At 68.3% G+C, this 23,444-nt stretch carries 27 protein-coding genes and 2 pseudogenes; 12 read left to right on the forward strand and 17 right to left on the reverse strand.

Annotation, left to right across the window (positions count from 1 at the left end):
• The 3 genes and pseudogenes from I6N91_RS10125 to I6N91_RS10135 form a co-directional block, all read left to right on the forward strand.
• Positions 1-216, forward strand: a pseudogene (locus I6N91_RS10125) (hypothetical protein); the annotation flags it as partial.
• Between the two features lie 204 nt (positions 217-420).
• Positions 421-1,032 carry a DNA alkylation repair protein gene (locus tag I6N91_RS10130; RefSeq protein ID WP_198812448.1) on the forward strand — a complete coding sequence of 204 codons (612 nt, stop codon included), beginning with the start codon at positions 421-423 and terminating at the stop codon, positions 1,030-1,032.
• Positions 1,033-1,100: 68 nt separating this feature from the next.
• A complete protein-coding gene (locus I6N91_RS10135; RefSeq protein WP_198812449.1) occupies positions 1,101-1,994 on the forward strand; it encodes a potassium channel family protein in 894 nt (297 codons plus the stop codon).
• A 54-nt stretch (positions 1,995-2,048) separates the two neighbouring features.
• Here the strand turns inward: I6N91_RS10135 and I6N91_RS10140 are convergent, their stop codons facing one another.
• The 8 genes from I6N91_RS10140 to I6N91_RS10175 form a co-directional block, all read right to left on the reverse strand.
• The gene (locus tag I6N91_RS10140) at positions 2,049-3,194 is read right to left on the reverse strand and encodes an RNA polymerase sigma factor (protein WP_198812450.1); all 1,146 of its coding nucleotides are present in this window, start codon (positions 3,192-3,194) and stop codon (positions 2,049-2,051) included.
• A gap of 3 nt (positions 3,195-3,197) precedes the next feature.
• A complete protein-coding gene (locus I6N91_RS10145; RefSeq protein ID WP_198812595.1) occupies positions 3,198-3,605 on the reverse strand; it encodes a YciI family protein in 408 nt (135 codons plus the stop codon).
• A 136-nt stretch (positions 3,606-3,741) separates the two neighbouring features.
• Complete coding sequence (locus I6N91_RS10150) at positions 3,742-4,614, reverse strand: DUF4097 family beta strand repeat-containing protein (RefSeq protein ID WP_198812451.1); 873 nt, start codon at positions 4,612-4,614, stop codon at positions 3,742-3,744.
• Positions 4,611-5,114 (reverse strand): histidine kinase, encoded by a 504-nt coding sequence (locus I6N91_RS10155; protein ID WP_198812452.1) that lies wholly within the window; start codon positions 5,112-5,114, stop codon positions 4,611-4,613. Before I6N91_RS10155 ends, I6N91_RS10150 begins: the two co-directional genes overlap by 4 nt.
• A gap of 77 nt (positions 5,115-5,191) precedes the next feature.
• Positions 5,192-5,599 carry a hypothetical protein gene (locus I6N91_RS10160; protein ID WP_198812453.1) on the reverse strand — a complete coding sequence of 136 codons (408 nt, stop codon included), beginning with the start codon at positions 5,597-5,599 and terminating at the stop codon, positions 5,192-5,194.
• Positions 5,600-5,683: 84 nt separating this feature from the next.
• Positions 5,684-6,949 (reverse strand): S8 family serine peptidase, encoded by a 1,266-nt coding sequence (locus I6N91_RS10165; RefSeq protein ID WP_198812454.1) that lies wholly within the window; start codon positions 6,947-6,949, stop codon positions 5,684-5,686.
• Positions 6,950-7,146: 197 nt separating this feature from the next.
• Positions 7,147-7,890: an alpha/beta fold hydrolase gene (locus I6N91_RS10170; protein ID WP_198812455.1), complete on the reverse strand. Its 744-nt coding sequence runs from the start codon at positions 7,888-7,890 to the stop codon at positions 7,147-7,149.
• A gap of 18 nt (positions 7,891-7,908) precedes the next feature.
• Positions 7,909-8,760 (reverse strand): SUMF1/EgtB/PvdO family nonheme iron enzyme, encoded by an 852-nt coding sequence (locus tag I6N91_RS10175; protein ID WP_198812456.1) that lies wholly within the window; start codon positions 8,758-8,760, stop codon positions 7,909-7,911.
• A 199-nt stretch (positions 8,761-8,959) separates the two neighbouring features.
• On the opposite strand from I6N91_RS10175, the gene I6N91_RS10180 reads away from it, so the two are divergent.
• Together I6N91_RS10180 and I6N91_RS10185 are read left to right on the forward strand one after the other, a co-directional pair.
• The gene (locus I6N91_RS10180) at positions 8,960-9,868 is read left to right on the forward strand and encodes a glycerophosphodiester phosphodiesterase family protein (RefSeq protein ID WP_307843319.1); all 909 of its coding nucleotides are present in this window, start codon (positions 8,960-8,962) and stop codon (positions 9,866-9,868) included.
• A 161-nt stretch (positions 9,869-10,029) separates the two neighbouring features.
• Positions 10,030-10,719 carry a DNA alkylation repair protein gene (locus I6N91_RS10185; RefSeq protein WP_198812457.1) on the forward strand — a complete coding sequence of 230 codons (690 nt, stop codon included), beginning with the start codon at positions 10,030-10,032 and terminating at the stop codon, positions 10,717-10,719.
• A gap of 20 nt (positions 10,720-10,739) precedes the next feature.
• On the opposite strand, the gene I6N91_RS10190 is transcribed toward I6N91_RS10185, so the two are convergent.
• Complete coding sequence (locus tag I6N91_RS10190; protein WP_198812458.1) at positions 10,740-11,564, reverse strand: metal-dependent hydrolase; 825 nt, start codon at positions 11,562-11,564, stop codon at positions 10,740-10,742.
• Between the two features lie 178 nt (positions 11,565-11,742).
• On the opposite strand from I6N91_RS10190, the gene I6N91_RS10195 reads away from it, so the two are divergent.
• Positions 11,743-12,069, forward strand: coding sequence for a GYD domain-containing protein (locus I6N91_RS10195; RefSeq protein WP_198812459.1), 327 nt, complete (start codon positions 11,743-11,745; stop codon positions 12,067-12,069).
• 1 nt (position 12,070) lies between these two features.
• Positions 12,071-12,649: pseudogene (locus tag I6N91_RS10200) on the forward strand (type I methionyl aminopeptidase); the annotation flags it as partial.
• A 41-nt stretch (positions 12,650-12,690) separates the two neighbouring features.
• Here I6N91_RS10200 and I6N91_RS10205 read toward each other — a convergent pair.
• Positions 12,691-13,062: a VOC family protein gene (locus I6N91_RS10205; RefSeq protein ID WP_198812460.1), complete on the reverse strand. Its 372-nt coding sequence runs from the start codon at positions 13,060-13,062 to the stop codon at positions 12,691-12,693.
• 252 nt (positions 13,063-13,314) lie between these two features.
• On the opposite strand from I6N91_RS10205, the gene I6N91_RS10210 reads away from it, so the two are divergent.
• Positions 13,315-14,757 carry an APC family permease gene (locus I6N91_RS10210; RefSeq protein WP_198812461.1) on the forward strand — a complete coding sequence of 481 codons (1,443 nt, stop codon included), beginning with the start codon at positions 13,315-13,317 and terminating at the stop codon, positions 14,755-14,757.
• A 151-nt stretch (positions 14,758-14,908) separates the two neighbouring features.
• Positions 14,909-16,390 (forward strand): D-serine/D-alanine/glycine transporter, encoded by a 1,482-nt coding sequence (gene cycA / locus I6N91_RS10215; RefSeq protein ID WP_198812462.1) that lies wholly within the window; start codon positions 14,909-14,911, stop codon positions 16,388-16,390.
• A 135-nt stretch (positions 16,391-16,525) separates the two neighbouring features.
• Here cycA and I6N91_RS10220 read toward each other — a convergent pair whose 3' ends face one another.
• A complete protein-coding gene (locus I6N91_RS10220; protein WP_198812463.1) occupies positions 16,526-17,128 on the reverse strand; it encodes a LysE/ArgO family amino acid transporter in 603 nt (200 codons plus the stop codon).
• A gap of 68 nt (positions 17,129-17,196) precedes the next feature.
• Here I6N91_RS10220 and I6N91_RS10225 point away from each other — a divergent pair, with 68 nt between their 5' ends.
• Together I6N91_RS10225 and I6N91_RS10230 are read left to right on the forward strand one after the other, a co-directional pair.
• Positions 17,197-18,078 (forward strand): LysR family transcriptional regulator ArgP, encoded by an 882-nt coding sequence (locus tag I6N91_RS10225; protein ID WP_198812464.1) that lies wholly within the window; start codon positions 17,197-17,199, stop codon positions 18,076-18,078.
• 350 nt (positions 18,079-18,428) lie between these two features.
• A complete protein-coding gene (locus I6N91_RS10230; protein ID WP_198812465.1) occupies positions 18,429-19,073 on the forward strand; it encodes an NAD(P)-dependent oxidoreductase in 645 nt (214 codons plus the stop codon).
• A 126-nt stretch (positions 19,074-19,199) separates the two neighbouring features.
• Here I6N91_RS10230 and I6N91_RS10235 read toward each other — a convergent pair whose 3' ends face one another.
• Together I6N91_RS10235 and I6N91_RS10240 are read right to left on the reverse strand one after the other, a co-directional pair.
• Positions 19,200-19,565, reverse strand: a complete 366-nt coding sequence (locus I6N91_RS10235) for a VOC family protein (RefSeq protein ID WP_198812466.1) — start codon at positions 19,563-19,565, stop codon at positions 19,200-19,202.
• Between the two features lie 71 nt (positions 19,566-19,636).
• A complete protein-coding gene (locus I6N91_RS10240) occupies positions 19,637-20,053 on the reverse strand; it encodes an erythromycin esterase family protein (RefSeq protein ID WP_307843320.1) in 417 nt (138 codons plus the stop codon).
• On the opposite strand from I6N91_RS10240, the gene I6N91_RS10245 reads away from it, so the two are divergent.
• Positions 19,977-20,282: a four-helix bundle copper-binding protein gene (locus I6N91_RS10245; protein WP_198812619.1), complete on the forward strand. Its 306-nt coding sequence runs from the start codon at positions 19,977-19,979 to the stop codon at positions 20,280-20,282. The genes I6N91_RS10240 and I6N91_RS10245 overlap by 77 nt on opposite strands.
• Positions 20,283-20,287: 5 nt before the next feature.
• Here the strand turns inward: I6N91_RS10245 and I6N91_RS10250 are convergent, their stop codons facing one another.
• The 4 genes from I6N91_RS10250 to I6N91_RS10265 form a co-directional block, all read right to left on the reverse strand.
• On the reverse strand, positions 20,288-21,634 hold the full coding sequence (locus I6N91_RS10250; protein WP_233091743.1) for a permease prefix domain 1-containing protein: 1,347 nt from the start codon (positions 21,632-21,634) through the stop codon (positions 20,288-20,290).
• Positions 21,634-21,996, reverse strand: a complete 363-nt coding sequence (locus I6N91_RS10255; protein WP_159619249.1) for a PadR family transcriptional regulator — start codon at positions 21,994-21,996, stop codon at positions 21,634-21,636. The genes I6N91_RS10250 and I6N91_RS10255 overlap by 1 nt, the downstream gene beginning before the upstream one ends.
• Before the next feature lie 74 nt (positions 21,997-22,070).
• Positions 22,071-22,796 (reverse strand): M23 family metallopeptidase, encoded by a 726-nt coding sequence (locus tag I6N91_RS10260; RefSeq protein ID WP_198812469.1) that lies wholly within the window; start codon positions 22,794-22,796, stop codon positions 22,071-22,073.
• Positions 22,797-22,867: 71 nt separating this feature from the next.
• Entirely contained in the window at positions 22,868-23,371 is a 504-nt protein-coding gene (locus I6N91_RS10265; RefSeq protein WP_307843321.1) for a DUF2087 domain-containing protein, read from the reverse strand.
• Positions 23,372-23,444: the final 73 nt, after the last annotated feature.

Consider the following 23,444-nt stretch of genomic DNA (forward strand, 5'->3'; position numbering starts at 1 on the left):
TGGGAAAAGGGCGGCACCACCACCCTCGGCGACGGGGTGCTGCTGTGCTCCCACCACCACCACCGCATCCACGACGGATCGTGGACCGTGCACTCCCGGCACGGCATTCCCTGGTTCTTCCCACCCCACCACCTGGACCCGGAGCAAAGACCCCGGCGCAACGGCTACTGGACCGCCGGACCCCCGAAGGCAACCACGGAATTCCATCTGGAGTGAGCAGGAGAGCACCTCCTCGCTGTCCCACCCGGCTATGCGGCTCGACGGCGCGACTCAACCACGCGACCGGAACAAACGACCCGACCATGCGACGAGGCCATGCGACGAGGCCATGCGGCAAGGCCGCCGGACTTTCACCGTTTCGGATGCACTCCATCGATCCCGCTTGCGCTGCACGGTGGATCCAGCCCTAGGGTGAATGGCATGAGTGCCGCCGCCGAGTTCATCGACGACTCCCTCCAGTACGAAAGCACCGAGGAGCGCGCGGAAGACTATGCACGGCGCCTAGGGGACGCCCTCGAGTTCTACGGAGCGTCCGTGGGCGCCATCCGCGGCACCATCCGCAACGCTTCCCGACGCTACCCGGAACTTCAACACGATGCCGTCACCGCCCTCGCATCAGAGCTCTGGGCCCGGCCCGTCTTTGAACGCAGGCTTGGCGCCGTGGTGCTCCTGCAGGCGAACCTCAAACTGCTCCACGTTTCAGACCTCACCCGCGTCGAAGGGTTCCTGCGCTCGTCCGTCGTGCGCGACCTTGCTGATCCGCTCGCGGTCGACGTCGTCGGAGCCCTCCTTCTCAGGCTCGATGGGCAGGATGCCGTCCGGGCGCGGGCGGTCCTCGAACGCTGGGCGTCCTCCGAAAACATCTGGCTGCGCCGGGCGGCTGTGCTGGTGCACCTGCCCGCATTCCGGAAGGGCGAGGGCGACGAGGCGGTCTTCCGCCGCACCGTCCGGCTGGTGACGAGGGCAAAGGACGGGCGGGTTGAGGAGGTCGAGGAGGCGATCCGGCTCCTCCGGGGAGCCATGGAGTCCTGAACAGCGGTGAAGTCTCGACGCCGCTGCGGCGCGCGTCCGTCAGATAGCGCTCGTCCGTAAGATGAGGCATGACCTTCTCAGACGCGGTGTGGACGGCGGCGGGTGCCGGGCTCATCCTTCTGATGCTCGCCGACGTTCTTTATACCCTCCTCTACCCTCACGGGTCCGGGCCCGTCTGCCGGGCCATCATGCGGGGGTTCTGGCACGTGTCACGAACGGTGAGGGGGCGGTCCTCCGCCTTTGCCGCACCCGCGGCAATGGCTGCGGTCATCGCGGCGTGGGCTGCGCTGGCGGTCGTGGGGTGGGCCTTCTTGTACCTGCCGCACCTGCAGGACGGATTCGTCTACGCCGATGGAGTACCGCAGGAGGGCAATTTCACCGAGGCGCTCTACGTTTCCATGGTCGCCCTCTCCACCGTCGGGTTCGGCGAGATTGTCGCGGGGGACGCCGGCCTCAGGCTGCTCACCGCATCCCAGGCGATTACCGGCTTCGGCCTGCTGACGGCGGCAGTGTCCTGGATCCTGCAGGCCTATCCGGCGCTGGGCCGCCGCCGCGCGCTCGCCCATGAGCTGAACCTCCTCCGGGAGGCAAGCGGTCCGGAGGGCCTGACGCTGCTGGATCCGCACCATGCTGCCAGCCTCCTTGAATCGCTGGCCCGGCAGGTCTCGCTGGTGAGCATCGATCTGCTGTCGTTCTACGAAAGCTATTACTTCCATGAGGTGCAGGAGAGAGGCTCCCTGCCCGACACCGTCTCCTATGCCCAGCAGCTCGCCGACGATGCCCAGCGCAGTGGTGACCCCGAACTCCGCTTCGCGGGCAGGATGCTTACCTCGGCGTTGGACGACCTCGCCCAGATCCTCCGCAGCAGGTTCGGCCATTCTGGGGCGACCTCCTCAGCGGTCTTGGACCACTACGCCGTGCACCACCGACACCGCCGGGTCCGCGCCGGGCGTACCCCGTAGGACCCACCTCCCTCGGTCAGCGGCGAGGGGCGGTGTTCAGCCCGACGCCTCCGGTCAACGGCGAAGAGCGGTGTTCAGGCGGGCAGCCTGCAGTGTCAGGTGGTCCCGTTCCGGAAGGTTCGGTGCCTGCCGTGCGGCCTCCGCGTAGAGCCGTGCTGCGGCCACCCGATCGCCGTCGCGCTCGTGGAGGTATGCGGCGGCGGCGGTATGGCGGGGGAGGGCGGGATCGAGCGACGCCAGCGCGGCCAGGCCGGCCCGGGGCCCGTCAGCTTCGCCCACCGCAACGGCCCGGTTGAGCCGGGCGACGGGGCTGTCTGTGAGGCGCACGAGCTCGTCGTACCACTCGACGATCTGCACCCAGTCGGTCTCCTCGGCCGTCCGGGCATCGGCGTGCAGCGCGGCGATCGCAGCCTGGGCCTGGTATTCGCCCAGCCTGTCACGGGCCAACGCCCTCTGCAGCACCTCGACACCCTCGGCAATCAGCCGGGTATCCCACAGGCCGCGGTCCTGCTCCGCGAGCGGCACGAGACTGCCGTCGCTCCGGGTCCGCGCCGATCGCCGGGCATGATGGAGCAGCATGAGCGCCAGCAGCCCCGCCACCTCTTGGTGGTCAATCCGGGCTGCGAGCTGCCGGGTCAGCCGGATCGCCTCAGCAGCAAGGTCGAGCTCGCCCGAGTAGCCCTCGTTGAAGACGAGGTAAAGGACCCGCAAGACGGTGGCTACGTCACCGGGCTGATCGAGCGGGATGCCGGCGACGGTGCGCTTGGCCCGGCTGATCCGCTGCGCCATGGTGGCCTCACCGACCAGGTAGGCGCGCGCTATCTGCCCGGTGGTGAGGCCTCCGACAGCGCGCAACGTGAGCGCAACCGCCGACGACGGCGTGAGCGACGGGTGGGCGCACAGGAAATAGAGCTGGAGCGAATCGTCCCCGCTCGTGCCGGGGCCGGGGGAGGGCTCGGCCACGACCCGCTGCTCCCGTAGCCGACGGGAGGCATCGGCCCGCACGGCGTCGAGAAACTTCCGCCACGATACCGTCACCAACCAGCCCTTCGGGTCACGCGGCGGCCGATCCGGCCAGGTGCGCAGGGCCTCGATCAGGGCCTCCTGCACCGCGTCCTCGGCCGCCGAGAAGTCGGCTCCACGGCGGACGAGGACGGCGATCACCTCGGGGGTGAGAGTCCGAAGGAGGACCTCATCCATGGGTTACTCCGTCACGGTGGGAGGCATGGCGAGGAACGGGCGCAGCTCGAGCCACTCGTGGATCGGCCGGCCGCCTGCCCCCGGAGCCGCTGACAGTTCCCCGGCAAGCTCGACCGCGCGGTCGTAGCTGTCGACGTCGAGCGCCATCCACCCGGCGATAAGGTCCTTGGTCTCCGCGAACGGGCCGTCGGTGACCGGGGGCCGTCCCTCGCCGTCGTAGCGGACCCACGTGCCTTCGGGCGACAGCGCCTGGCCGTCGATGTACTCGCCGGTTTCCTGGAGCCGCGCGGCGAAATCGTCCATGTACTGCAGGTGGGCCGAGATCTCCCCTGGCGTCCATTGGTCCATCGGGACGTCATTGACCCCCGTCGGTGCGCCGCGGTAGTGCTTGAGCAACAGGTATTTGGCCATCGTCGTCTTCTCCTCGTTTCTAGGACACAGCCCATTGTGGCTGCATTCACTTGGGGGACGCAGCAGCGCGGGAAATTTCGACATCCGTCTGGAAAATTCTTTCCAGCGCGGAGTTTCCGCCCGCGGGGGACCGGGGTTAGGGCATTCCGGATCCCACGTCGGAGCTGCTGTGAACCGTGACATCTCCATACGAGGAGTCGGCGCGCACCTGCACGGTCTCGTGGCCGCCGTCGGGGGCGTCGGCCGGGTTGAGCCCGCTGCGGACCTGTCCGAACTTCGTGGTCAGTCCCAGCCACACCGCCGTGCCCGGCCGCACGCCGATGTCAATCGACCCGGCGGAGGTGTGCGCGGTGATGGCTCCGCGGTGCACCTCCTGAATCCGTACCGCACCGTTGGAGGCCCTGGCGTTCACATTTCCGCCGGCTCCGTGGATCAGGATGTCGCCGTTCGCCGCCTTCACCTGCAGGTCTCCGGCGACCTCCCCGACGAAGGTTTCGCCGTTCGAATTCCTGATGCTGCCTGACCCATGAAGGCTGTCGACGCGAATCCTGCCGGTACCACTGGCCAGTTCCGCTGGGCCGGCTGCCCTCAGGACCGTTATGTCGCCCATTCCGGTCTTGGCCCTGAGGGCGGCGCAGGTGCCGACGCGGATCTCGCCCACGCCGGTGGACAGCGAAACGTCGCCGAACTCCCCGTCCACGCGGAGGCTCCCCATCCCCGACGACACTTCCAGCGACGAGCCGATCGGGACCTCGACGGCGACGACGACGGCACCTCCGTCGCTGAACCAGCTGTGGCGGCGCCATTGCTTCAACTTCACGCTCAGCCGGCCGTCGACGAACTCCACCGTTGTCTGTTCGGCGGCGTCGATGTCCAGGGACCGTGACGGGTTCCGCGGGCGGACGTCGACGGTCACCTCCGCCCGGCCGGTGGCGCCGACCCAGATGTCACCCCGGGCGCCAATGTCTATGCGCGCTTCAACGGGTCCGGGGGTTTCAAAGAGCGTCATGAGCGTGCCCATCCTGTGATGCTTTGGGTGCCGGGAATCGGCCTGGAAACGGGCCGTCCCGCACCGGAATCGAGTGACGCGGCGACCGCGCGTACCAGCCACGTGTTGACCGACAGGCCCTCACGGCCCGCCGCGGCTTCAACCCTCGCCTTGAGGTGGTCGGGCAGCCGCAGTGTTGTCCGGGTGGTGCCGCCCTCCTCGCCGTCGGATGGGCCCGGGATGGCGGCCTCCACTCCTACTGCTGGACCGGCAGGTACCTCGCGCAGGCAGACTACGAACTCGGGATCGACGCCCCGAAGGCGGACCTCGACCGAACCCGGTGCCAAATCATCCGTGATCTCGCCGACCGCGTTGGACAGGGCATCGAGCAGCATCAGGCGAGCGGCGGCTTCGAGCGGAATCACCAGGCGTTCTGCGACATCCCGGGCATCCTCGCCCCCCGCCTCGGCTGCAACCAGCAGCTGTTCACGGAGCCGCTCAAGATAGGGGAGAAGGTTCATGACACCAGCATGACACCATGTGGTGTCGGCGCAAGGGCGCAGGAAGATCGTCCGGCGGGCGGCGGGCGGCCGGCGGGCTATTCTTCGCGTTCGAACGTCAGGGAGCCGCGGTCATTGCTCAGAATAAGAGTCCGTCCGTCCCAGCTGTAGCTCAGCGGCCGCTCGATGAGGTGGTGCAGCCACAGGTCGTAGTCGCTGACCGGCGGCTCGCAGTACTGCGCCTCTATCGACATCCTGCGGGTGTCAACGACCACCTTGTCCTCAGTCACTTTGACAGGGGCCTGGAGCCCGCTGCACGGCGGTCGAATGAAGGCGGCTCCCTCCCCTCCGGCGCGTGTCATCCGCCAATGGATCGGATGGTCCTCAAGCCACTGGAGGTCACCGGCGGGATCGGTGCCGGAGACGGTGCGGAACTGGATATCGTCCAACCCATGCATGGCCGGGCCACCACAACCGGACACCGCGGCGGCGAATACCGCCAGCATGCCGAGCAGGATCCGCCGCGCTGGAATCCGAACCGGATCGATCCCGGTGCGGGAACGGCGGCGATCCGGCGGTCCTGCCACCGGCTAGAACCGCGACACGTTCAGGATCGGCTCCGGGAAGCCATCCAGGTCGTTCAGGAGAGGCCCTGGCTCCCCGGAGCTGACGAGCGCGCCCTGGACCTGCTCGGGCGGAGCGCCCGGATTGTTGGCAAGGTACAGCGCGGCACCGCCCGTGACCAGAGGAGCGGAAAAGCTTGTTCCACTACTGGCTGCGTACTGGCTGTCGAGATAGGTGGAACTGAGGCAGGTGCCCGGTGCGGTGATGTCGACGGCCGGACCAAAGTTCGAGTAGGACGCGAGAGTGTCGTCCGTCACGCCGGGTATGCAGGCCTCGGTGGGTCCGAGGCCGCCCGGCCGACCGTCGGTGTCGGACATTGCGGAGACGGTGATGACCGAGGAATAGGCGGCCGGTTCCAGGAAGCCCGCGTCGCGGGCCTCATTTCCTGCCGCTGCCACCACCGTGACACCGGCAGTCGTCGCTGCACAGACGGCCTCAAGGATCATGTTGTCGTTCGGGGGTGCGCAGTCGACGTCATATCCGCGCAGGGGTCCGCCGAGGCTGAGGTTGGCGACGTCGACGGTGGCGGCGTTGGCGGTGACCCAGTCCAACCCGCATAGGAGGCTTGAGTCGGTGACGATCCCCTGCGGGTCGGCCACCCGGACCGCCCACAGCCGCGCGCCGGGTGCTGCTCCTACCCGTCCAATCGCGTTGTCAAGGGCAGCGGCAAGACCGCCGACCATCGTGCCGTGGCCGACGACATCCTCGTACCCGTCCCCGGGCGCACAATCAGCGCCGCCGACGACGTTGAGGTCGGGATGATCCGACTGAAGACCGGTGTCGAGGACCGCGATGTCGGCGTCGACCCGCTCGTCGATGCCGTCGATCTTCGCCGTCGGGCTCTCCAACGCCCCGATCCGCTTTACGCCGTTCGACACGAGCTGGGCCGGCTGCGGCGGATTCTCAACGGCGCCGATCTGGGGGGCAGCAACGGTCCGGTCCGGCAGGATTTCGCTGACCCGGGGATCGGCCTGCAGCTGCTGGGCCTGGGCCTCGGACAGCACGGCTGAATAGCCCTGGAAGGCCGAGCTGTAGACGATGTCCGGCCGGATTCCCGAGCTCTGTGCGTGCTCTGCTGAGACCTGGTCGGCATCAACGCTCGAATTGAGGATCACGATGACCGGCCCGGCAGCGGCCGGTTCACTGGGCTCCACACCGCCCGCCGGCAAGGGTCCAAGGGTTACGGCGAGCAGTGCCGTGAGGATAGTTCCGAAAATTCGTGAAGCGTTCACAAGACGCCTTCCTGGCCTGCAGATGGGGCGAGGTTCGGGGAGGGTCTCTCACCGTTGTGCCCATCTTAGGTGCGCCGGGGCCATGCAACAACGGCCAAAAGGCCTGCCGGTTTCTCTGGACCTCCGTCGAAACGTTCCCGCAGCTGGCGTGCCAGCACGCAGCCCGGCCCGACGACGGGGGCGTCCACACCCTGACCCTAGGCCGAAACGGCGAGATGCCGGGCGAAAAACCGCGCCTCGGCCTCGATCTCGAACCGCGGCACGGCGGTGTGGCCGCCGGCGTTCGCATGGAGTGACTTCTCGGTGGAGGCGAGGGCGTCATACACCCCAAGGCCGACCGCACGGTCCACGAATTCGTCATCCCATTGCAGCAGGAACTGGACGGGAACCCGGATGCGGCGGGCCTGCTCCCTCAGCTGATCGCTGCCGGCGAGTCCCAGGACGGCGGCGGTGACCCGAGGTTCCCCGGCGACGAAGGGGATCCCGATCGCTGACCCCAATGACAGCCCCCAGAACCCGATGCGGACGTCTGGGCCGATCTCGTCGAGCGCCTGGACGGCTGTGAGCACCTCGGATAATTCGGGCAGGGCCTGGGTGGCGACGTCGGCGTTGTATCCCTCGATCAGGTTGCCCACCGGGGTGCCGTCGCGTCGGGCCTGCGTCAGCTGGTCGATGAACAGCGTGTCACGCCCGTCCCATTCCCGGTCACCGTGGCCCGGGGCGTCGATGGCGACGATGGCGGCATCCAGCTCCTTCAGGTACCGCCGGGCGCGGGCCGCCACGGCCGGTGCGCCCTTGTGCTGCCCGCCGCCGTGGGCCAGCAGCACCAGTGCCGTCCGCTGGCCCGGCTGATTCCGGGTCCACACCACACCCGGGAGCGCCCCGAGCCGGAACGGACGTTCGAGGATTCCGTCAGCGTGGTTGGATTCAAGAAATTTCATGGGTTCTCCCGTTCGGGATCAACGTAACCCCCGGTGCGGGGTCCAGCCAACGGGGAGCGGGCCGGTGATGTCCGCGCGGCGCCGGTCGGCGGCCGCCGACCAGCCCTGGGCCTCGTGGGCTCCCGGTTCACCGACCGGCCCCCGCGCCACCCGGAAACCAACATCCTCAAGAACCGCGTCCGGGGCGCTGCCCCGGCGCACCGACGCGCGGGTGCTCCACGCCTTATCGGCCCACCCACCTCCACGCAGGGTCCGGTAGTCGCCATACCTAGCGGTGTCGGCATAATCCCAGCACCACTCCCAGACATTGCCGATCATGTCGAACAGTCCAAAGGCGTTCGGAGCCTTCAAGGCCACCTCACGAGGTGCATCGACCCGGTCCGCGGCCGTCCACGCGATGTCCGGAAGCGGCCCGTAGGTCGGGGTCAGCGTGCCCGCCCGGCAGGCGAACTCCCACTCCGCTTCGGTGGGGAGCCGGTAGCCGTCCGCGCCAACGTCCCAACTGACCTCCCGCGAAGAGATGGCGTAGGCCGGACGTAGCCCGGCCAGCGACGACAGGTTGTTGCACCACCGGACAGCGTCGAACCACGTGACCGGGTGGACGGGAACCAGTCCCGCCCGTTCCGGGGCTGCCGGTGAACCTCCGGCCTGCGCCAATTCGGCCGCCGTGATCTGCGTCCTTCCGATCGAATACGGAACAAGGGTGACCGTGCGGGAGGAATTGGAGCGGGCATCGCGCATTTCGAGGGTGCCCCCAGGGACAGATACCAGCGAAACCGTCACAGCCGGCCCGGCAGGGGAGTCCGGCTGGGCCGGGAGGGCGGGAGGCCGGGGAATGGCAACGCCGTCGTTATCATTTGCCGTCGTCATCACTCGCCGTCGTCTTCATTTCACCGGGTCCTTTGTCGCCATGGCCCTCATTGTCCACCGGATTTCCCTTGTCCACCCGGATTCACCCACGCGTTGGGCCCCCGTCTCCGGCTGGCCACCTCGAGCCGGAAGAGTCCCGTGGGTCAGCTGTTACGGCTGAATACGACGAGAACCGGCCTGTCGACCAAGGAGATTGCCTGTGACGCATCCCACCGCAAACGTAAACACATCCCGGCGGAAGGAACCCCTTCGGGCCCTCCTCACCGGCGTGATGACCCTGGCGACCCTCGCCGCAGGCATCACCGGAGCCGCCGCCGAACCCGCCAAGGAGGGCCGGACCACGGTGATCGCCCACCGCGGAGCCTCAGCAGACGCCCCGGAGAACACGCTTCCCGCCGTCGACCTCGGTGCGGCGGTGAAGGCCGACTTCGTCGAGATCGATGTCCAACGCACCCTCGACGGCGAACTCGTCGTCATCCACGACACCACCCTCGGCCGCACCACGGACGTGGAAACCAAATTCCCCGGCCGGGCCCCCTACCGCGTCGCCGATTTCACCTATGCGGAAATTTCGACGCTCGATGCCGGTTCCTGGTTCGGTCCGGGCTTCGCAGGGACACAGGTTCCGACCCTCCAGCAGGTCCTCGATACGCTGCACGGCAGGGCGGGGCTGCTGCTCGAGGTGAAGAGTCCCGAGCTCTACCCGGGCATCGGCGCCGACATCGCCGCCGAGCTGGACTCGGAGGGGTGGCTGAAGGCCGACGCGCGGGCCGGACGCCTCGTCGTCCAGTCGTTCAACTGGGACTTCATGAGGGAGTTCAATGCCCTTGCGCCCGAGGTCCCGGCTGGGCTGCTGGGTGGCCCGCCCGCACCGGCCGAATACGCCGAGCTGTCCACCTGGGCCGATCAGATCAACCCCAGCCACACCCGCGTCACCAGCGCGTTCGTGGACCTGGTCCACCAGTACGGGATGGAAACCTGGCCGTACACCGTCGATGACCCGCAGCGCATGCGAGCCCTGACCGCCCTCGGGGTCGACGGCATCATCACGAACAAGCCCGCCCTGCTCACCGACCTGCTGAAGACGGACGCCGCAGCCACCCGTTAGGCCGGCGGCCACCGGTACGGGGATTCGACCGCCCCGTGCCGGTGGCTCCTCCCTCCGGACGTTCCGAGGCGCTGACTGACCACCCCGGCGGGCGCTGCTCGACCACCCCGGCCCGGGAGACTATCATCCGGGAAAACGCCGGATCGAGGAGGGCATCACCGATGAGGACTGCTGCCGACTTCGAAGCCGCACTCCGTGCGCTCGCCACCGAGGACCAGCGGGTCAAATATGGACGGTTCTTCCCCGGGGACGAATCCTTCATCGGCGTGCGGATGGGAGACGTCTTCAACCTGGCCAAGACCGCCCTTGACCTGTCCGCGGCCGAGCTTGAGGCACTGCTCGAAAGCCCCACCCACGAAGTGCGCGTGGGCGCCTGCTCGATCATGGGAAAGGCAGCCACGGCCAGGAAGATCCAGCCCGGGCGCCACCTTGAGTTGTATGAGCTGTACCTGCGGCGGCACGACCGCATCGACACCTGGGACCTGGTGGACCTAGCCGCCCACCAGGTTCTCGGCACGTGGCTCCTCGACAAGCCCCGAACCCCGCTCGACCGGCTGGCCGAATCCGGCTTCTGGCCCGAACGGCGCAGCGCCATCGTCGCGACGGCCGCGTTCTTGAAGCGGAAGGAGGTGGATGACACGCTGAGGATCGCCGCAGCGCTCGCCGGGGATCCCGAAGAGCTCGTGCAAAAGGGGATCGGGTGGATGCTCCGTTATGTCGGAGACATCGACCGGGAAAGGCTCCTGGCCCACCTCGACCGGTACGCGGACTCGATGTCACGCTCGGGAGTCCGGGCGGCCATCGAAAAGCTCGATACACCAACCCGCGACTCCTACCTCCGATCGCGCTGACGGTGGGCGCCCGTCCGGATTCAGCCCAACGCCTGCAGCGCCGGGTTATCGATCCTGAGCAGCGATGCCCCGATCCCGCCCACCGCATACAGCGAGACCGGCACCAGCAGGCACCACTCCCGAAGGGATCCCGCGTTGCCCAGGATGGGCACGGCGAAATGGCCGTTCCGCTTCCACATCCAGCCCACCACCGGCAGTGACGCCACGACCCGCGGCGGTCTAATCCGAAGCGGGTAGAGGAGGTTGCAACCCCCTGTCGTCATCATGTCACCGGCGATGTGTACGACGACGCCGAGCCCGACGGCGATCGGGAACCAGAACTGCTCCTCGGGTGCGAAGGCGGTGACGAAGGCACCTGCGGCCAGGCCCACCGCCCAGGGGAACTTGCGCATGGTGTCCGGGATGATCTTCAGCGCCTTGGCGGCGAAGGAGACCAGCAGGACGGTCAGCAGTCCCGCTCCGGGATAGACGGTCCCATACGCTGCTGTTTCCACGGTCCACATGCCTGCCAGCCAGGCCACTCCCACGAAGGCCAGGACGCCGAGCAGGGAGTGGGTGCCGCGGCGGTGCCCGCCGGCGATCCTGCCGATGCCGGTGCAGACGAGGTTCGACACCGGGGGCAGTGAGTTGGCGATGGTTGCGCTGCGGTGGTCGGCGTCCGGGAGCAGTGCGGCCCCGGCGGTCACCAGGGCGCCCGTCACGACGCCGATGGGGCTGACGTCGAGCAGGCCGAGCCCGAGGCTGAGGGATCCGGGCGGAACGGGAAGCAGCCCGGCCACCTCGATCCGGGTGGTGACAGCGACCCAGGCGGCTGCGCCGCAGGCTGCGTGGTGGGCTCCCATCATGGTGAGCGGTCCCTTCCTGGAGAAACTTCGCCGTGCCGCAGATCTGCGGGCCGGGCGTTTTAGCCCATCGTTGCCGCTGCCACTGTCATTGTGCCCGGCAGGGCCATTGCCGGTCGGGTGGCGGGCTGGCATCCTTGAGGAAACCGCGGCCGCCAGCAGCACACGGGAGGAACCGAGGATGCCGCTCTATCTGTCGAAATTCAGTTACACCCCCGAATCCTGGGCCCGGCTCATCGGCAACCCGGAGGACCGGCGGGAGGCCGCCCGTACCTACATCGAATCGGTTGGAGGAAGCCTCCACGGCTTCTGGTACGCCTTCGGATCACACGACGGCTACACCCTCTGGGAGGCGCCGGACAATGTGTCGATGGCCGCGGTGGCCATGGCCCTCAGCGGAGGCGGCGCCCTCAGTTCACTGGACACGACAGTGCTCATGACGGTCGACGAAACCCTCACCGCCCTGCAACGGGCCGCGGAGGTCCGATACCGTCTGCCCGGCGCCTAAGCTGCTTGAACTTGATGCGGTGGCGCATGACCTGATCCGCCACCGCGGGGCCGAGTCGTGCGGCGTCCTCCACGGCAAGCCCCACTCCTACCGCCGCCAGGACGGCGACCTGCTGAGCCTCGATTTCGCGGCCAACGTCAACGGGTGGGTCGCCGACTCCGTGGTCAGCATGGTGGTCGGCACAGCCGGCGCCGATGACCTCGAGCTGATCGAGCTCACGGAGCGCGCGCTGGAGGCCGGGATCGCCGCCCCCGTCCCCGGTAGCAAGACCGGGGACATCTCCTGCGCGATCGGGAGCATCGCACGGGAGGCGGGCCTGTCGGTCAACGTTGAGTTCGGCGGCCACGGCGTCGGCCGGACCATGCACAGCGACCCCCACATACCCAACGCGGGCCGGCCTGGCCGGGGCTTCCCGCTCAAGCCGGGCCTGGTGCTGGCCTTTGAACCCTGATTCATGCGCGGAACCGACAAGCTTCGAGTCGACCCCGATGGGTGGACGCTGCGCAGCGCCGGTGGCAGCCGCGGCGCCCACTCGGAGCACACGACCGCCATCACCAGGGACCAGCCCATCGTGCGCACCCGGAACCGAGCCACCGATGGGCCCCCGCCTGAGAGGCGGAGCTACCGCTCCTGCAGCACCGACAGCACGTTTCCCGAGGGATCCTTGAACCAGGCGATGAAGGGGCCCCCGCCGCGGTGGACGCCGGCGTCGTCCTGCTCCATGCCGTCGTAGCGTTCAAGGCGTACCCCGCGCTCGGTGAGCGCGCTGACGGCGGCGTCGATGTCGTCCACCTCGAAATTCAGGACGGTATAGCTCGCCGGAGTGGAGTCGGGCTGTTCGTAGACGAGGGTGTCCCGTCCTCCGGCGAGGTGAAGCCACATCAGGCCGTGCTCCTCAGAGGTCCTGAGCCCGAGGGTGTCACCGTAGAACCGCCGGGCATCCTCAAGGCTGCGGACCGCCAGGCCGCCGAAGGCCTTGGTATCAGCGAACATGGTTGGTCTCCTCCTCATCTGGGCCGCTGCACCGCGGCCGGTAGCCCCAGAATGGCACTGTGCGCGCCCGTGCAACAGGGGAGAGTGCGCAGCCTTCGGACCACCGCGGCCCGCAAGGGGACGGGGTCCCCCAAAATTCTGTCCGTTGCTTGTTGCCAAGGGGCCTGCAAGGGAGTGAAGTAGGTCCCATATTCATGCCGGAGTCCGGCCGCTGTCCGGTGTCGGAACCGCGCACCCGCTAGGGAGGTCACCATGAGCACGACTTCTGAACCAGTAACCGAGCCGGCCCGCGAGGGGGAAGAACCGGCGCTTAAGCGGGTCCTCGGGCCAAAACTCCTGCTCCTGTTCATCGTCGGGGACATTCTGGGCGCCGGCGTCTATGCCGTGACCGGCACCATGGCCGGGACGGTTGGCGGCATCGTCTGGCTCCCGTTCCTCCTGGCCTTCGTCGTCGCGACGATGACCGCGTTCTCCTACCTCGAGCTGGTCACGCAGTACCCCCAGGCGGCGGGGGCGGCGCTCTACTGCCACAAGGCGTTCGGAATCCACTTCATCACGTTCCTCGTCGCTTTCGCCGTCGTCTGTTCCGGCATCACCAGCGCCTCGACCTCCGCGAACGTCCTCGCCCAGAACTTTTTCGGCGGGCTCGAGATCAACGGCTGGATGGATGTCCCGGGCCAGGGTGTGATCACTGCGGTGGCGATGGGCTTCATGCTGCTGCTCGCGGCCATCAACCTCCGCGGGGTGGGGGAGAGCGTGAAATTCAACGTCGTGCTTACCCTCGTCGAGATGATCGCCCTGTGCATCGTGATCGGGGTCGGCTTCTACGTCATTGCCCAGGGGGAGGGGAACCTCCAACAGGTCACCGTCTTCTCCGACTACCAGGACAAGGGACTGTTCCTTGCGGTCACAGCGGCTACCTCCATCGCCTTCTTCGCCATGGTCGGCTTCGAGGATTCGGTGAACATGGTCGAGGAGGTCAAGGATCCTGAGCGGATTTTCCCGCGGACCATGCTCACAGGCCTGGGGATCGCTGTGATCCTCTACATGTTGGTCGCGGTCTCCGTAGTCTCTGTGCTCACCCCCACGGAGCTCGAAGGGATCCGGGAGGCCGAAGGCGCAGCGCTTCTCGAGGTGGTGGAGAAGGGCTCACCGGACTTCCCCATCGACAACATCTTCCCGTTCCTTGCTGTCTTCGCCGTCGCGAACACCGCCCTCATCAACATGCTGATGGCAAGCCGCATGATCTATGGCATGGCCCGCCAGGACGTCCTGCCGCGGCCGCTGGGCAAGGTACTCCCGGGCCGCCGGACCCCGTGGGCCGGCATCGCGTTCTCCACGATTCTTGCCTTGGGGTTGATCTGGTACGTCACCAGCGACCCGGACAGCAACGTCGTCGCCAACCTGTCCGGCACGACCGCGTTCCTGCTGCTGTGCGTGTTCACCGTCGTGAACGTCGCCTGCGTGATCCTGCGGCGTAAGCGGGACCCCAACCGCAAGGTATTTTTCACCTCGCCGGGCCCGCTGCCCCTGATCGCGGCGGTGCTCTGCGCCTTCCTCGCCGGACCCTGGGTCGACCGGGACGTGATCCAGTACCAGATCGCCGGCGGACTGCTGGCGATCGGCGTGGTGCTGTGGGCTATCACCTGGTTCGTCAACAAGAAGACGAACGCCGGCGCCGACCGGCAGGCGTAACCTTCCGCACGGACCCGCGGACCGTAGACCCTGCGGCTGCCTGATTTGACTCTCGATCGGACAGAATGCAGGGTTTTAGGTCTGTCATGCTCGTCACAATCGCGCAGGCGGTGTGTGCCCTGCACCCCCGCCTGCTGAAGGAAACCTCTTCATGCCCGAACCCACAGCTAACGCTGCGCCCGTATCCGCGCCTGCCACCGCAGGCTCAAGCAGTTCCCAACCCCATCTCTCGCGGGCCCTAAGCAACCGCCACATCCAGCTGCTCGCCATCGGCGGGGCGATCGGCACCGGTCTCTTCATGGGATCAGGCAAGACCATCTCCCTCGCCGGTCCGTCGATCATCTTCGTCTATATGATCATCGGCTTCATGCTGTTCTTCGTCATGCGCGCCATGGGCGAGATCCTGCTGTCCAACCTCAACTACAAGTCCTTCAGCGACTTCGCCGGCGACCTGCTGGGCCCGTGGGCCGGCTTCTTCACCGGCTGGTCCTACTGGTTCTTCTGGGTGGTCACCGGTGTCGCCGACATTGTGGCGATCGCGAGCTACGTCGACGTGCTTGCCCCCGGAACGCCGCTGTGGATTCCGGCCCTGATCACCCCGGTGGTCCTGGTGCTGCTGAACCTCCCGACGGTGAAGGCCTTCGGCGAGGCGGAATTCTGGTTCGCCATCATCAAGGTGGTCGCGATCGTCGCCCTCATCGTCACCGGTGCCATCATGATCGCCACCCACTTCACCTCGCCCAGCGGGCAGGAGGCCAGCCTCGCGAACATCTGGAACGACGGCGGCATGTTCCCGCACGGGATGTTCGGCTTCGTCCTCGGCTTCCAGATTGCCATCTTCGCCTTCGCCGGCATTGAACTCGTGGGCACCGCGGCCGCCGAAACGAAGAACCCCGAGAAGAACCTGCCCCGGGCGATCAACTCCATCCCGATCCGCGTGCTGCTGTTCTACGTGGGTGCCCTGGTCGTCATCATGGCCGTCAACCCGTGGCGCAGCATCGACCCGGCCACCAGTCCGTTCATCGGCATGTTCTCCCTCGCCGGGCTCGGCATTGCGGCTGTGGTGATCAACCTCGTAGTCCTGACCTCCGCCGCCTCCAGCGCCAACTCCGGGATCTACTCCACCTCGCGCATGGTGTACGGGCTCGCCCAGGACGGTAACGCACCGAAGGCCTTCGGCCGGCTCAGCCCGCGCAAGGTCCCGCAGAACGCGCTGCTGTTCTCCTGCATCTTCCTCCTGGCCGGACTCGTCCTGCTCTACGCCGGCGATTCGGTGATTGAGGCGTTCACCGTCGTCACCTCCGTGGCCTCGGTGCTGACCATGTTCGTCTGGTCGATGATCCTGATCAGCTACATCGTGTTCCGCCGCCGCCGCGCCGCGCTGCACGAGGCATCGGCCTTCAAGATGCCGGGATCGGCGTTCATGCCCTACGTCGTGCTGGGGTTCTTCGGCTTCATGCTCGTCGCCCTGGCCCAGGCCGCCGACACACGGCTGGCCCTCGTCGTCGCGCCCGTCTGGTTCCTGATCCTCGGCGTCGCCTGGTACTTCAACCGGCAGACCCCGCTGCAGCAGGCACGGATCGAGGAGCATAAGGCGCTACGGGCCGCCGAGCTCGAAGGCCTCTCCCGCTAGGCGCGGGCGCCCGCGCCGGCCTCCGGCAAGGCTCCGCACACGAAGCACCGCTCCGGCTCTGGGGCGGTCCTTCGTCGTTTCCTGCAGCCGGTGGCGCGACCCTGTTGACTCTGAACAATCCGCGCCGGGCAGGGCCTAGACGACGAGGAACACTGCCAGCGCCGCCATGACGACGGCGATCGCCCCGTCCAGGACGCGCCAGGCGCTGCGGCGGCGGAAGACGGGTGCGAGGAACCGGGCGCCGACCCCGAGGGCCGAGAACCACACAATGCTGCCCACGCCCGCACCCGCGGCGAACCACCACCGGCCATCCGCGCCGTGGGCGCTCGCCAACGACCCGAGGAGAAGGACGGTATCCAGATAGACGTGCGGGTTCAGCCAGGTGAGCGCCAGGCACGTTCCCAGGGCGGCCTTCCAGGTGCGCTTCTCCTGCGCGCCGGCGAGGTCGAGGTGCTCCCCGCGGATGGCCCGGACGGCGGCAAGGACCGCGTAGCCAAGCAGGAATGCGGCACCGGCCCACCGGACGACCTCGAGCAGCAGCGGGGCCCGCTCGATGGCCACGCCGAGCCCGCCCACGCCGAGCACGATGAGGACGAGGTCCGACAGGGCGCAGACGGCGACGACCAGCGCGACATGGGAGCGTTGCAGCCCCTGCCGCAGGACGAAGGCGTTCTGGGCGCCGATGGCAATGATGAGGGACAGGCCGGCGGTCAGGCCGGCTGCAACAGGAAGGATCACCCCTCCACGGTAGGCACCGCACCAAAATTAAGACAGCTCATCTTTCTAAAGAGTGATAAGAAGGGCTAATGAAGGAGATTGACCCACATCAGGCGCGCACGCTGGCTGCCATCACCTCGACCGGCAGCTTCGAGGGGGCCGCGGCCGCCCTGTCCGTGACGGCGTCCGCGGTGAGCCAGCGCATCCGGGCCCTTGAGACCGCCGTCGGGCGGCCGGTGCTCCGGCGGACACGTCCCGTCGAACTGACCGACGCCGGCCAGGCCGTGGTGCGGTTTGCCCGGCAGCTCGAACTGCTCTCCGCCGACGTCCTCACCGAACTGGGATCGGACGACCTGGCCGCGGGCCGCGGCCTCACGATCGTCATCAACGCCGATTCGCTCAACACCTGGGTGCTGCCGGCCCTGGCGCCGCTGGCCCGGACCCTGCAGCTTGAGGTGCTGCGTGAGGACCAGGAACACTCGCTCGAGCTGCTGCGCAACGGTGCCGCCGCTGCCGCCATCACCTCCACCGGCGCGCCGATCCAGGGATGCTCCGCCCGGCCGCTGGGCGTGATGCGCTACCTTCCGGTGTGCACCACGGAGTTCCGGCGGGAGTGGTTTGCGGACGGAGTTAGTCCCGGGGCGCTCACCCGCGCCCCGGTGATCGTCCTCGACCGGAAGGACGATCTGCAGGACCGGTACCTGCGGGGCCGGGGCGTCCAGCCGGGGAGCCCGCCCCGCCATTACATTCCGGCCGCCCATGAATTCGGGGAGGCCATCGCGTTGGGCATGGGGTGGGGGTTGCTTCCGGAACTGGAGCTGGCCCGCGATCCCCGCCGACGGACCCTTGCGGCCTTCGACGCCGGGACATTCGTCGACGTTCCCCTGCACTGGCAGCAATGGCGCCACGGCTCGGCGGCGCTCGATGAGGTGGCTGCGGCCATCCGCGGGGCGGCAGCGGTACTCCGATAGGGGGGACGGTGAGGCGCGATCCAGGATGCGGCGCGAGCCGGGGTGCGTAGTGGTGCGGTCTGAGGGGCCGCAGGGAGGGCTGGGTGCGGCGTGATCCGGGGTGCGGCCGGGAAGGTTTGGGGAGTCCCGCGTCCACCCGCTTGCGCGGGTACGCACCCGTAACAGTGCGCCGCGGTGCGGGCGGTGCTTGGGATCTCCCGAGTGGCGGCGGAGGATGGATCGGAGACCACGAAGTCTGGACACCGAAACCTGGTGCAGGCAGGCTGGGCCACGCAGCCGGGCCCACCAAAGGCAGGACCGCCGAAACCTGAACCACCGGAGCCCGGACCACCGACGAGAGGGAGCAGCAGATGGCGCGCATCACCGTACTTGGGGGAACCGGCTATACAGGGAGCGCCGTCGCCAGGGAGGCGCAGCGGCGCGGCCATGACGTCGTCGTAGTGAGCCGGAACCGGCCGGCGGACCCGCTTCCGGGGGTCACCTATACACCTGGATCGGTGCTTGACCCGGATTTCCTCGAACCGGTTGTGGCCGACAGTGATGTCGTCTTCGAGAGCGTGGCCCCCCGAGGAGAGATGGCGGGCAAGGAGGAAGGCCTGGTGGAGCGCCTGATCGCCCTGACGGCCGGGACCGGGATCCGCCTCGGCGTCATGGGGGGTGCTTCCTCGCTCCTTGTCGCACCGGAGGGACCCCGGCTCTACGACGTCAGCACGGTACCCGAGCCCGTGCGCCTGGAGGTGGAGACCGGCATCGCGCTCCTTGAGCTGCTCAAGAACTCCCCGGAAAACGTCGACTGGTTCTACGTCAGCCCTCCGGTGACCTTCGGCGTCTGGGCCCCCGCGGAGGAAAAAGGCAGCTACCGTCTCAGCGACGACGTCCTGCTCGCCGATGCCGAGGGGAAATCGACAATCTCAGCCGCGGACCTCGCACTGGCAGTCCTCGACGAGATCGAGGAGCCCCGGTACCGCCGCCGGCGCTTCCACGCCGCCCACTGATCCCATGGCCCCGGCCGGCGGATGACGCGCGGGCGCGCAGCGGGGCAGGCGGCGCCGGGCATCGGTTCCCGGGCAGAAGTTCGGGGCACGATTTTCGGGGCAAGAGTCCCGGCACCGGCCCCGCCGTCAGTCGGGGGCGTCGTAGTCGATGCGGAAGTTGCCGATGAAGGTGAGGGTGTTGCCGTCCGGGTCCTGAAGGGAACACAACGTCACGTTCCGGTTAGCGGTGACGACCGGGCCCGGTTCGATTCCCCGTGCCGCGAGCCCGGCGACATGGGACTCCAAGTCATCGACGGCGAAGTTGAACAGGCCGGATCCCGCCCGCCCAGGGTCGAGCGTGACCTGGATCCACCCCTCGCCGGTGATCCGCCATTCCACCAGCGACTCGGGCATCGGGACATTGGTCGGGGGAGCTCCCAGCGCCCGCTCGTACCAGGCGCGCGCCCCAGCGAGGTCTGAAACGGGAACGACGGCGAGGACATGCTCGATCACGTCGGCCCCTCCTTCCGTCTACGGGGTCCGCGGGCTGGACCGGCTCGGGCGCAGCCGGTCCAGCCCCAGTATCACCCCCGTCGGGGGGGGTCCGCTAGGTGCCGCTGGGCCAGGCCTCCATCTCGCGCCCATGCCCGGCACCGTGCCGTGACGGTTCGCCCAGGGGCGAGAGCGCCGTTGTTTTCATCGATCCACAGGAAGGAGTCATACCTCCGGTTCAGCACGGTCGGCACATAGCTGCGCCACCGATCCATCTGCGGGTGATAGACCACTCCGATGGCCCGGTGTCCCAGCAGCGTCGCGGCCCAGTCGCCCTCGGCGCCGTCAAAGACGAACAGCGCCGTGCGTCCTTCCCCCAGCGCGTTGTGGAGGACGCGTTCGACACTGACCTTCCGCGCCGCAGGCACGCTCATGGCGTGGACCGCTCCACCCCACCGGGAGGCAGCGAGCACCCTCCCGGAGTGGGTCCCAAAACCGACGAGCACCACGTCCTACTGCGCCGATATCTGTGCAGCGACCGGCAAGGTGCTGTCCCGCCACACCGCGTACGACGCCACCCTCACCCATCCGGTCCTGGCCGCATGCGAGGCGGCATGCCGTGCGTGCGCCGAGGAATGCGAAACCCACGCCTCGACGCACGAACACTGCAGGATCTGCGCCGGGGCCTGCCGTCGGTGCGAGAACGCGTGCCGGGAACTGGCCGCAGCGCTTGGCTGACCCGCTCAGGCGAAGCCGAAGAGGGGCGGGAAGGCCAGGACCACGACGGCCGCCCAGAGTGCGTACACCGGCAGGTAGCGGGTCTGCCAGCGCTCCAGCGCGGTGAATGGACGGCGTCCGCGCAGGAATTCGACCGTGAGCCACCCGGTGCGGGCAAGATGGATCAGCAGCAGCAGGTTCAGCCCGAGCGCCGCGATCTTATTGGGGCTGAAACCGAACTCGGCAATGCGCGTCAGCATCGCCGTGAGCATCACGGCGTCGACGGCGAGGGCTGCGGCGACAAGCACCAGCTGCAGCACGTCGAACACGCCGGGGGGCGCCAGCGAGTTCCGGGCCGACATCGCGTAGAGCAGCAGGCAGAGCACCAGCACGAGGATCGCATCCATGAGGATCAGCAGGCCGCGGTCGACTTCCGCGAGCCCGCCGACGGCGGCGAGTACGGCCAGCACCGCCAGCAGCATGGCGATCGTGAGGGGGGTGAAGACCCGGGTGAGGACCGGGGCGATGTTCTCGACGACGTTCTGTTTGGCCTCCACGAGCCACGCCGCGACGACGAGTGCCCCGGGAATGGCGAACGGCAGGATCCAGTTTTCAAGGACCGGTTCGAGGTCGGCACCGACCAGCTGCAGGACGGCGAAGGTGAGCCCGGTCAGGACGGCCCCGCCGAGGGCCAGCAGGGTGAAGTAGATGACGAGCTCGCCGGTGAACCGGGCGAAGTCCATGCGCCGGCCATCGGAGCGCCACCTGCCGCCGACGTAGGCGATTCCGGCCAGCAACCACAGCACCACCGGGGCGTGAAGCACGGCCAGCAGTTCGGTTGAGCCACCGGATGCGAACGGGTAGGCGTTGAGGACGACGGCCAGGACGGCGAAGGGGACGAGGATCCCCACCACCACCCGGGCGCTCAGCTGCCGCTTCCAGGCGAAGTATCCGGTGAGGAACGGGAGGACGAGCAGCCCAAGGTTCCGGGCCAGCACTCCGCCACCCTCGATCCACGTCAAGCCGGCCTTGACGGCGAGGCCGGCCCCGACGGCGAGCGCGAGCACGATGGCCAGTTCGCGCCACGGCGGCGCCCCGGCGTCCGCAGGGTCCTCGGGCATCAGGACCAGCTGCTTCCACAGCCGGTCGGAGTGTTCCCGGGCGAATTCGCGGGAGACGGCATCGAGGTTGCCGAGGCGCTTAATGGCCACCAGGAAGGCCTCCTCGTCGTCCAGCCCGGTGGCCTGCCGGTCGGCGACCTGTTCCCTCAGGTGGTCCTCCAGCTCATCGACGTCGGCGGGGGAGATGGCCTGGCGCCGCTGGACGTAACCGCGCCACCTGTCGATCTGGGCCTCAAGCTCCGCGTGCTCCATCACGCCCACCCCTGCGCGACGGCCGGCGGGCGCTGCGCGGTGTGCCAGACCTGACGCAGGGCCTCCGCCACGACCGTCCACTGCTCCTGCCGGTCGGCGAACGCCTCCCGGCCTGCGGGGGTGATGGCGTAGTGCTTGCGGCGGCGGCCGGCCTCCGAGGTGCCCCATGAGGAGGAGACGTAGCCGAGGCGTTCCAGCCGGTGCAGGAGGGGATAGAGCATCCCGTCGGTCCACTGCATGCCGCCTCCGGACAGCTCGCCCACGCGTTTCAGGATCGCGTACCCGTACAGGTCACCGTCCGACAGGATCCCCAGCACCAGTGGGGTTGCCGACGCGGCGACCAGGTCCTTATCGATGCGCATTGCGCCTCCATACCTAGAAGTAAAGGGTATCGAACCATAGCAGTGCTAGGTATGACAAGTTTTGGTGGCTGCCTCTAGCCTCGGGCGCCGTCCGGAGGCAGCGCCTCGACGACGGCGCCCTCCTGCGGGAGGCCGGAATCCCGGATCCGGGAAGAGGAGCCCGGTCCGCGGGGCCACTCCCGAAAGCGCGCGAACGCCATCGGCACTCCGCGCGCGGTGGAGGCGTCCGGCCCGTCCATCACCTGGAGGTGCACGTGCGGCTGGGTCGAGTTGCCCGAGTTCCCGCACGCGGCGATGCCCTGACCGGCGGCGACCTCCTCGCCGGGGGCCACGTCGATGGATCCGGCCCGCAGATGCGCCAGGGCGACGAAGGCCGGTGCGTGCCTGAGGCGGATCACGACGTGGTTGCCCGCCACCGCGGCCACCCCTTTGCGCAGGCGCGCAGGCTGGCCCAGCGCATAGGGCAGGAGTGCAAGCTGCGAGCGCCGGGCGGCGTGGTCCGGTTCGCCGTCGTGGACTCCGACGACGACGCCACCGGCAGGGGCCAGCACCGGCTGCCCCCAGGCGACGAACCGGTCGGGGGGTTCGGTGGCGGCAAGGGTCCGCCAGTCGCTGGAGAACGCCGTCCGGTGCCGCGGATCGACACCGATGAAGTCGATGGCGTACCGCCCGCCCACCAGGTCGGTGCCGTGGCTGGGCACCCGCCGTGCGGGACTGTTCCGTGCCAGCCACCTGCCCTCAAAGGGCAGCTGGAGCATTACCGCCCCACCGGGGCCGCCCGGCGGATTCACCTCGTTCATGAACGGAAGTCTAGGACCGCCGCGATCCCGGCGCCCTTCCTGGTCCGACGGGACCTTCCCGGATGCCGGTCTCAGCTCCCGCCGGAGCCCTCGGTAACGGGGGAGTAGGCGCTGCCGGTCCGGGTCCTTTCAAGGAGTTCGGCGTCCACCAGGTAGCGGCGCAGCGTGACGGAGTCGGAGGTGTACCTCTCCAGGCGTTCATTGACCTCCTTCTCCGACAGCTCCTCCCCTGGAGTGAACGCCTTCCCGGCAATCCACCTCAGCAGTTCGTTGCGCTGGCGCTTGTTCGCCGGGTACTGGTCGATCCGGCCGGCCACGAGGAAACGCTCGATTCCCTCCCTGCGTCCGGCGCCTCCAGAGGCCTCGAGGAGCGCCCGGAAGATCGAGGGGTTCAGGGACCAGCCGTCCTCCCGGACCGCCAGCCCGGCGGCAGCAAGCTGGTCCAGCGCCTTGGCGCGCTTCGCCCCGGGCACCACAATGCCCCTTCGGCGAGCGTCCTCAAGCACCAGTTCAGCGAACACAATGCGGAGCTTCTCATTGGCCAGGGCGGCCAGGACCTGTTGCCAGCTATTCACCGTTGATGACCCGTTCGTGGAGTGCTCTTCCGCCCGGCGGTCCGGTGCGGCATCACCGGCCGGTTCCCGGGCG

It is taken from the genome of Arthrobacter sp. MSA 4-2 (assembly GCF_016405885.1).
In the GTDB taxonomy this organism is placed as follows: Bacteria; Actinomycetota; Actinomycetes; order Actinomycetales; family Micrococcaceae; genus Arthrobacter_D.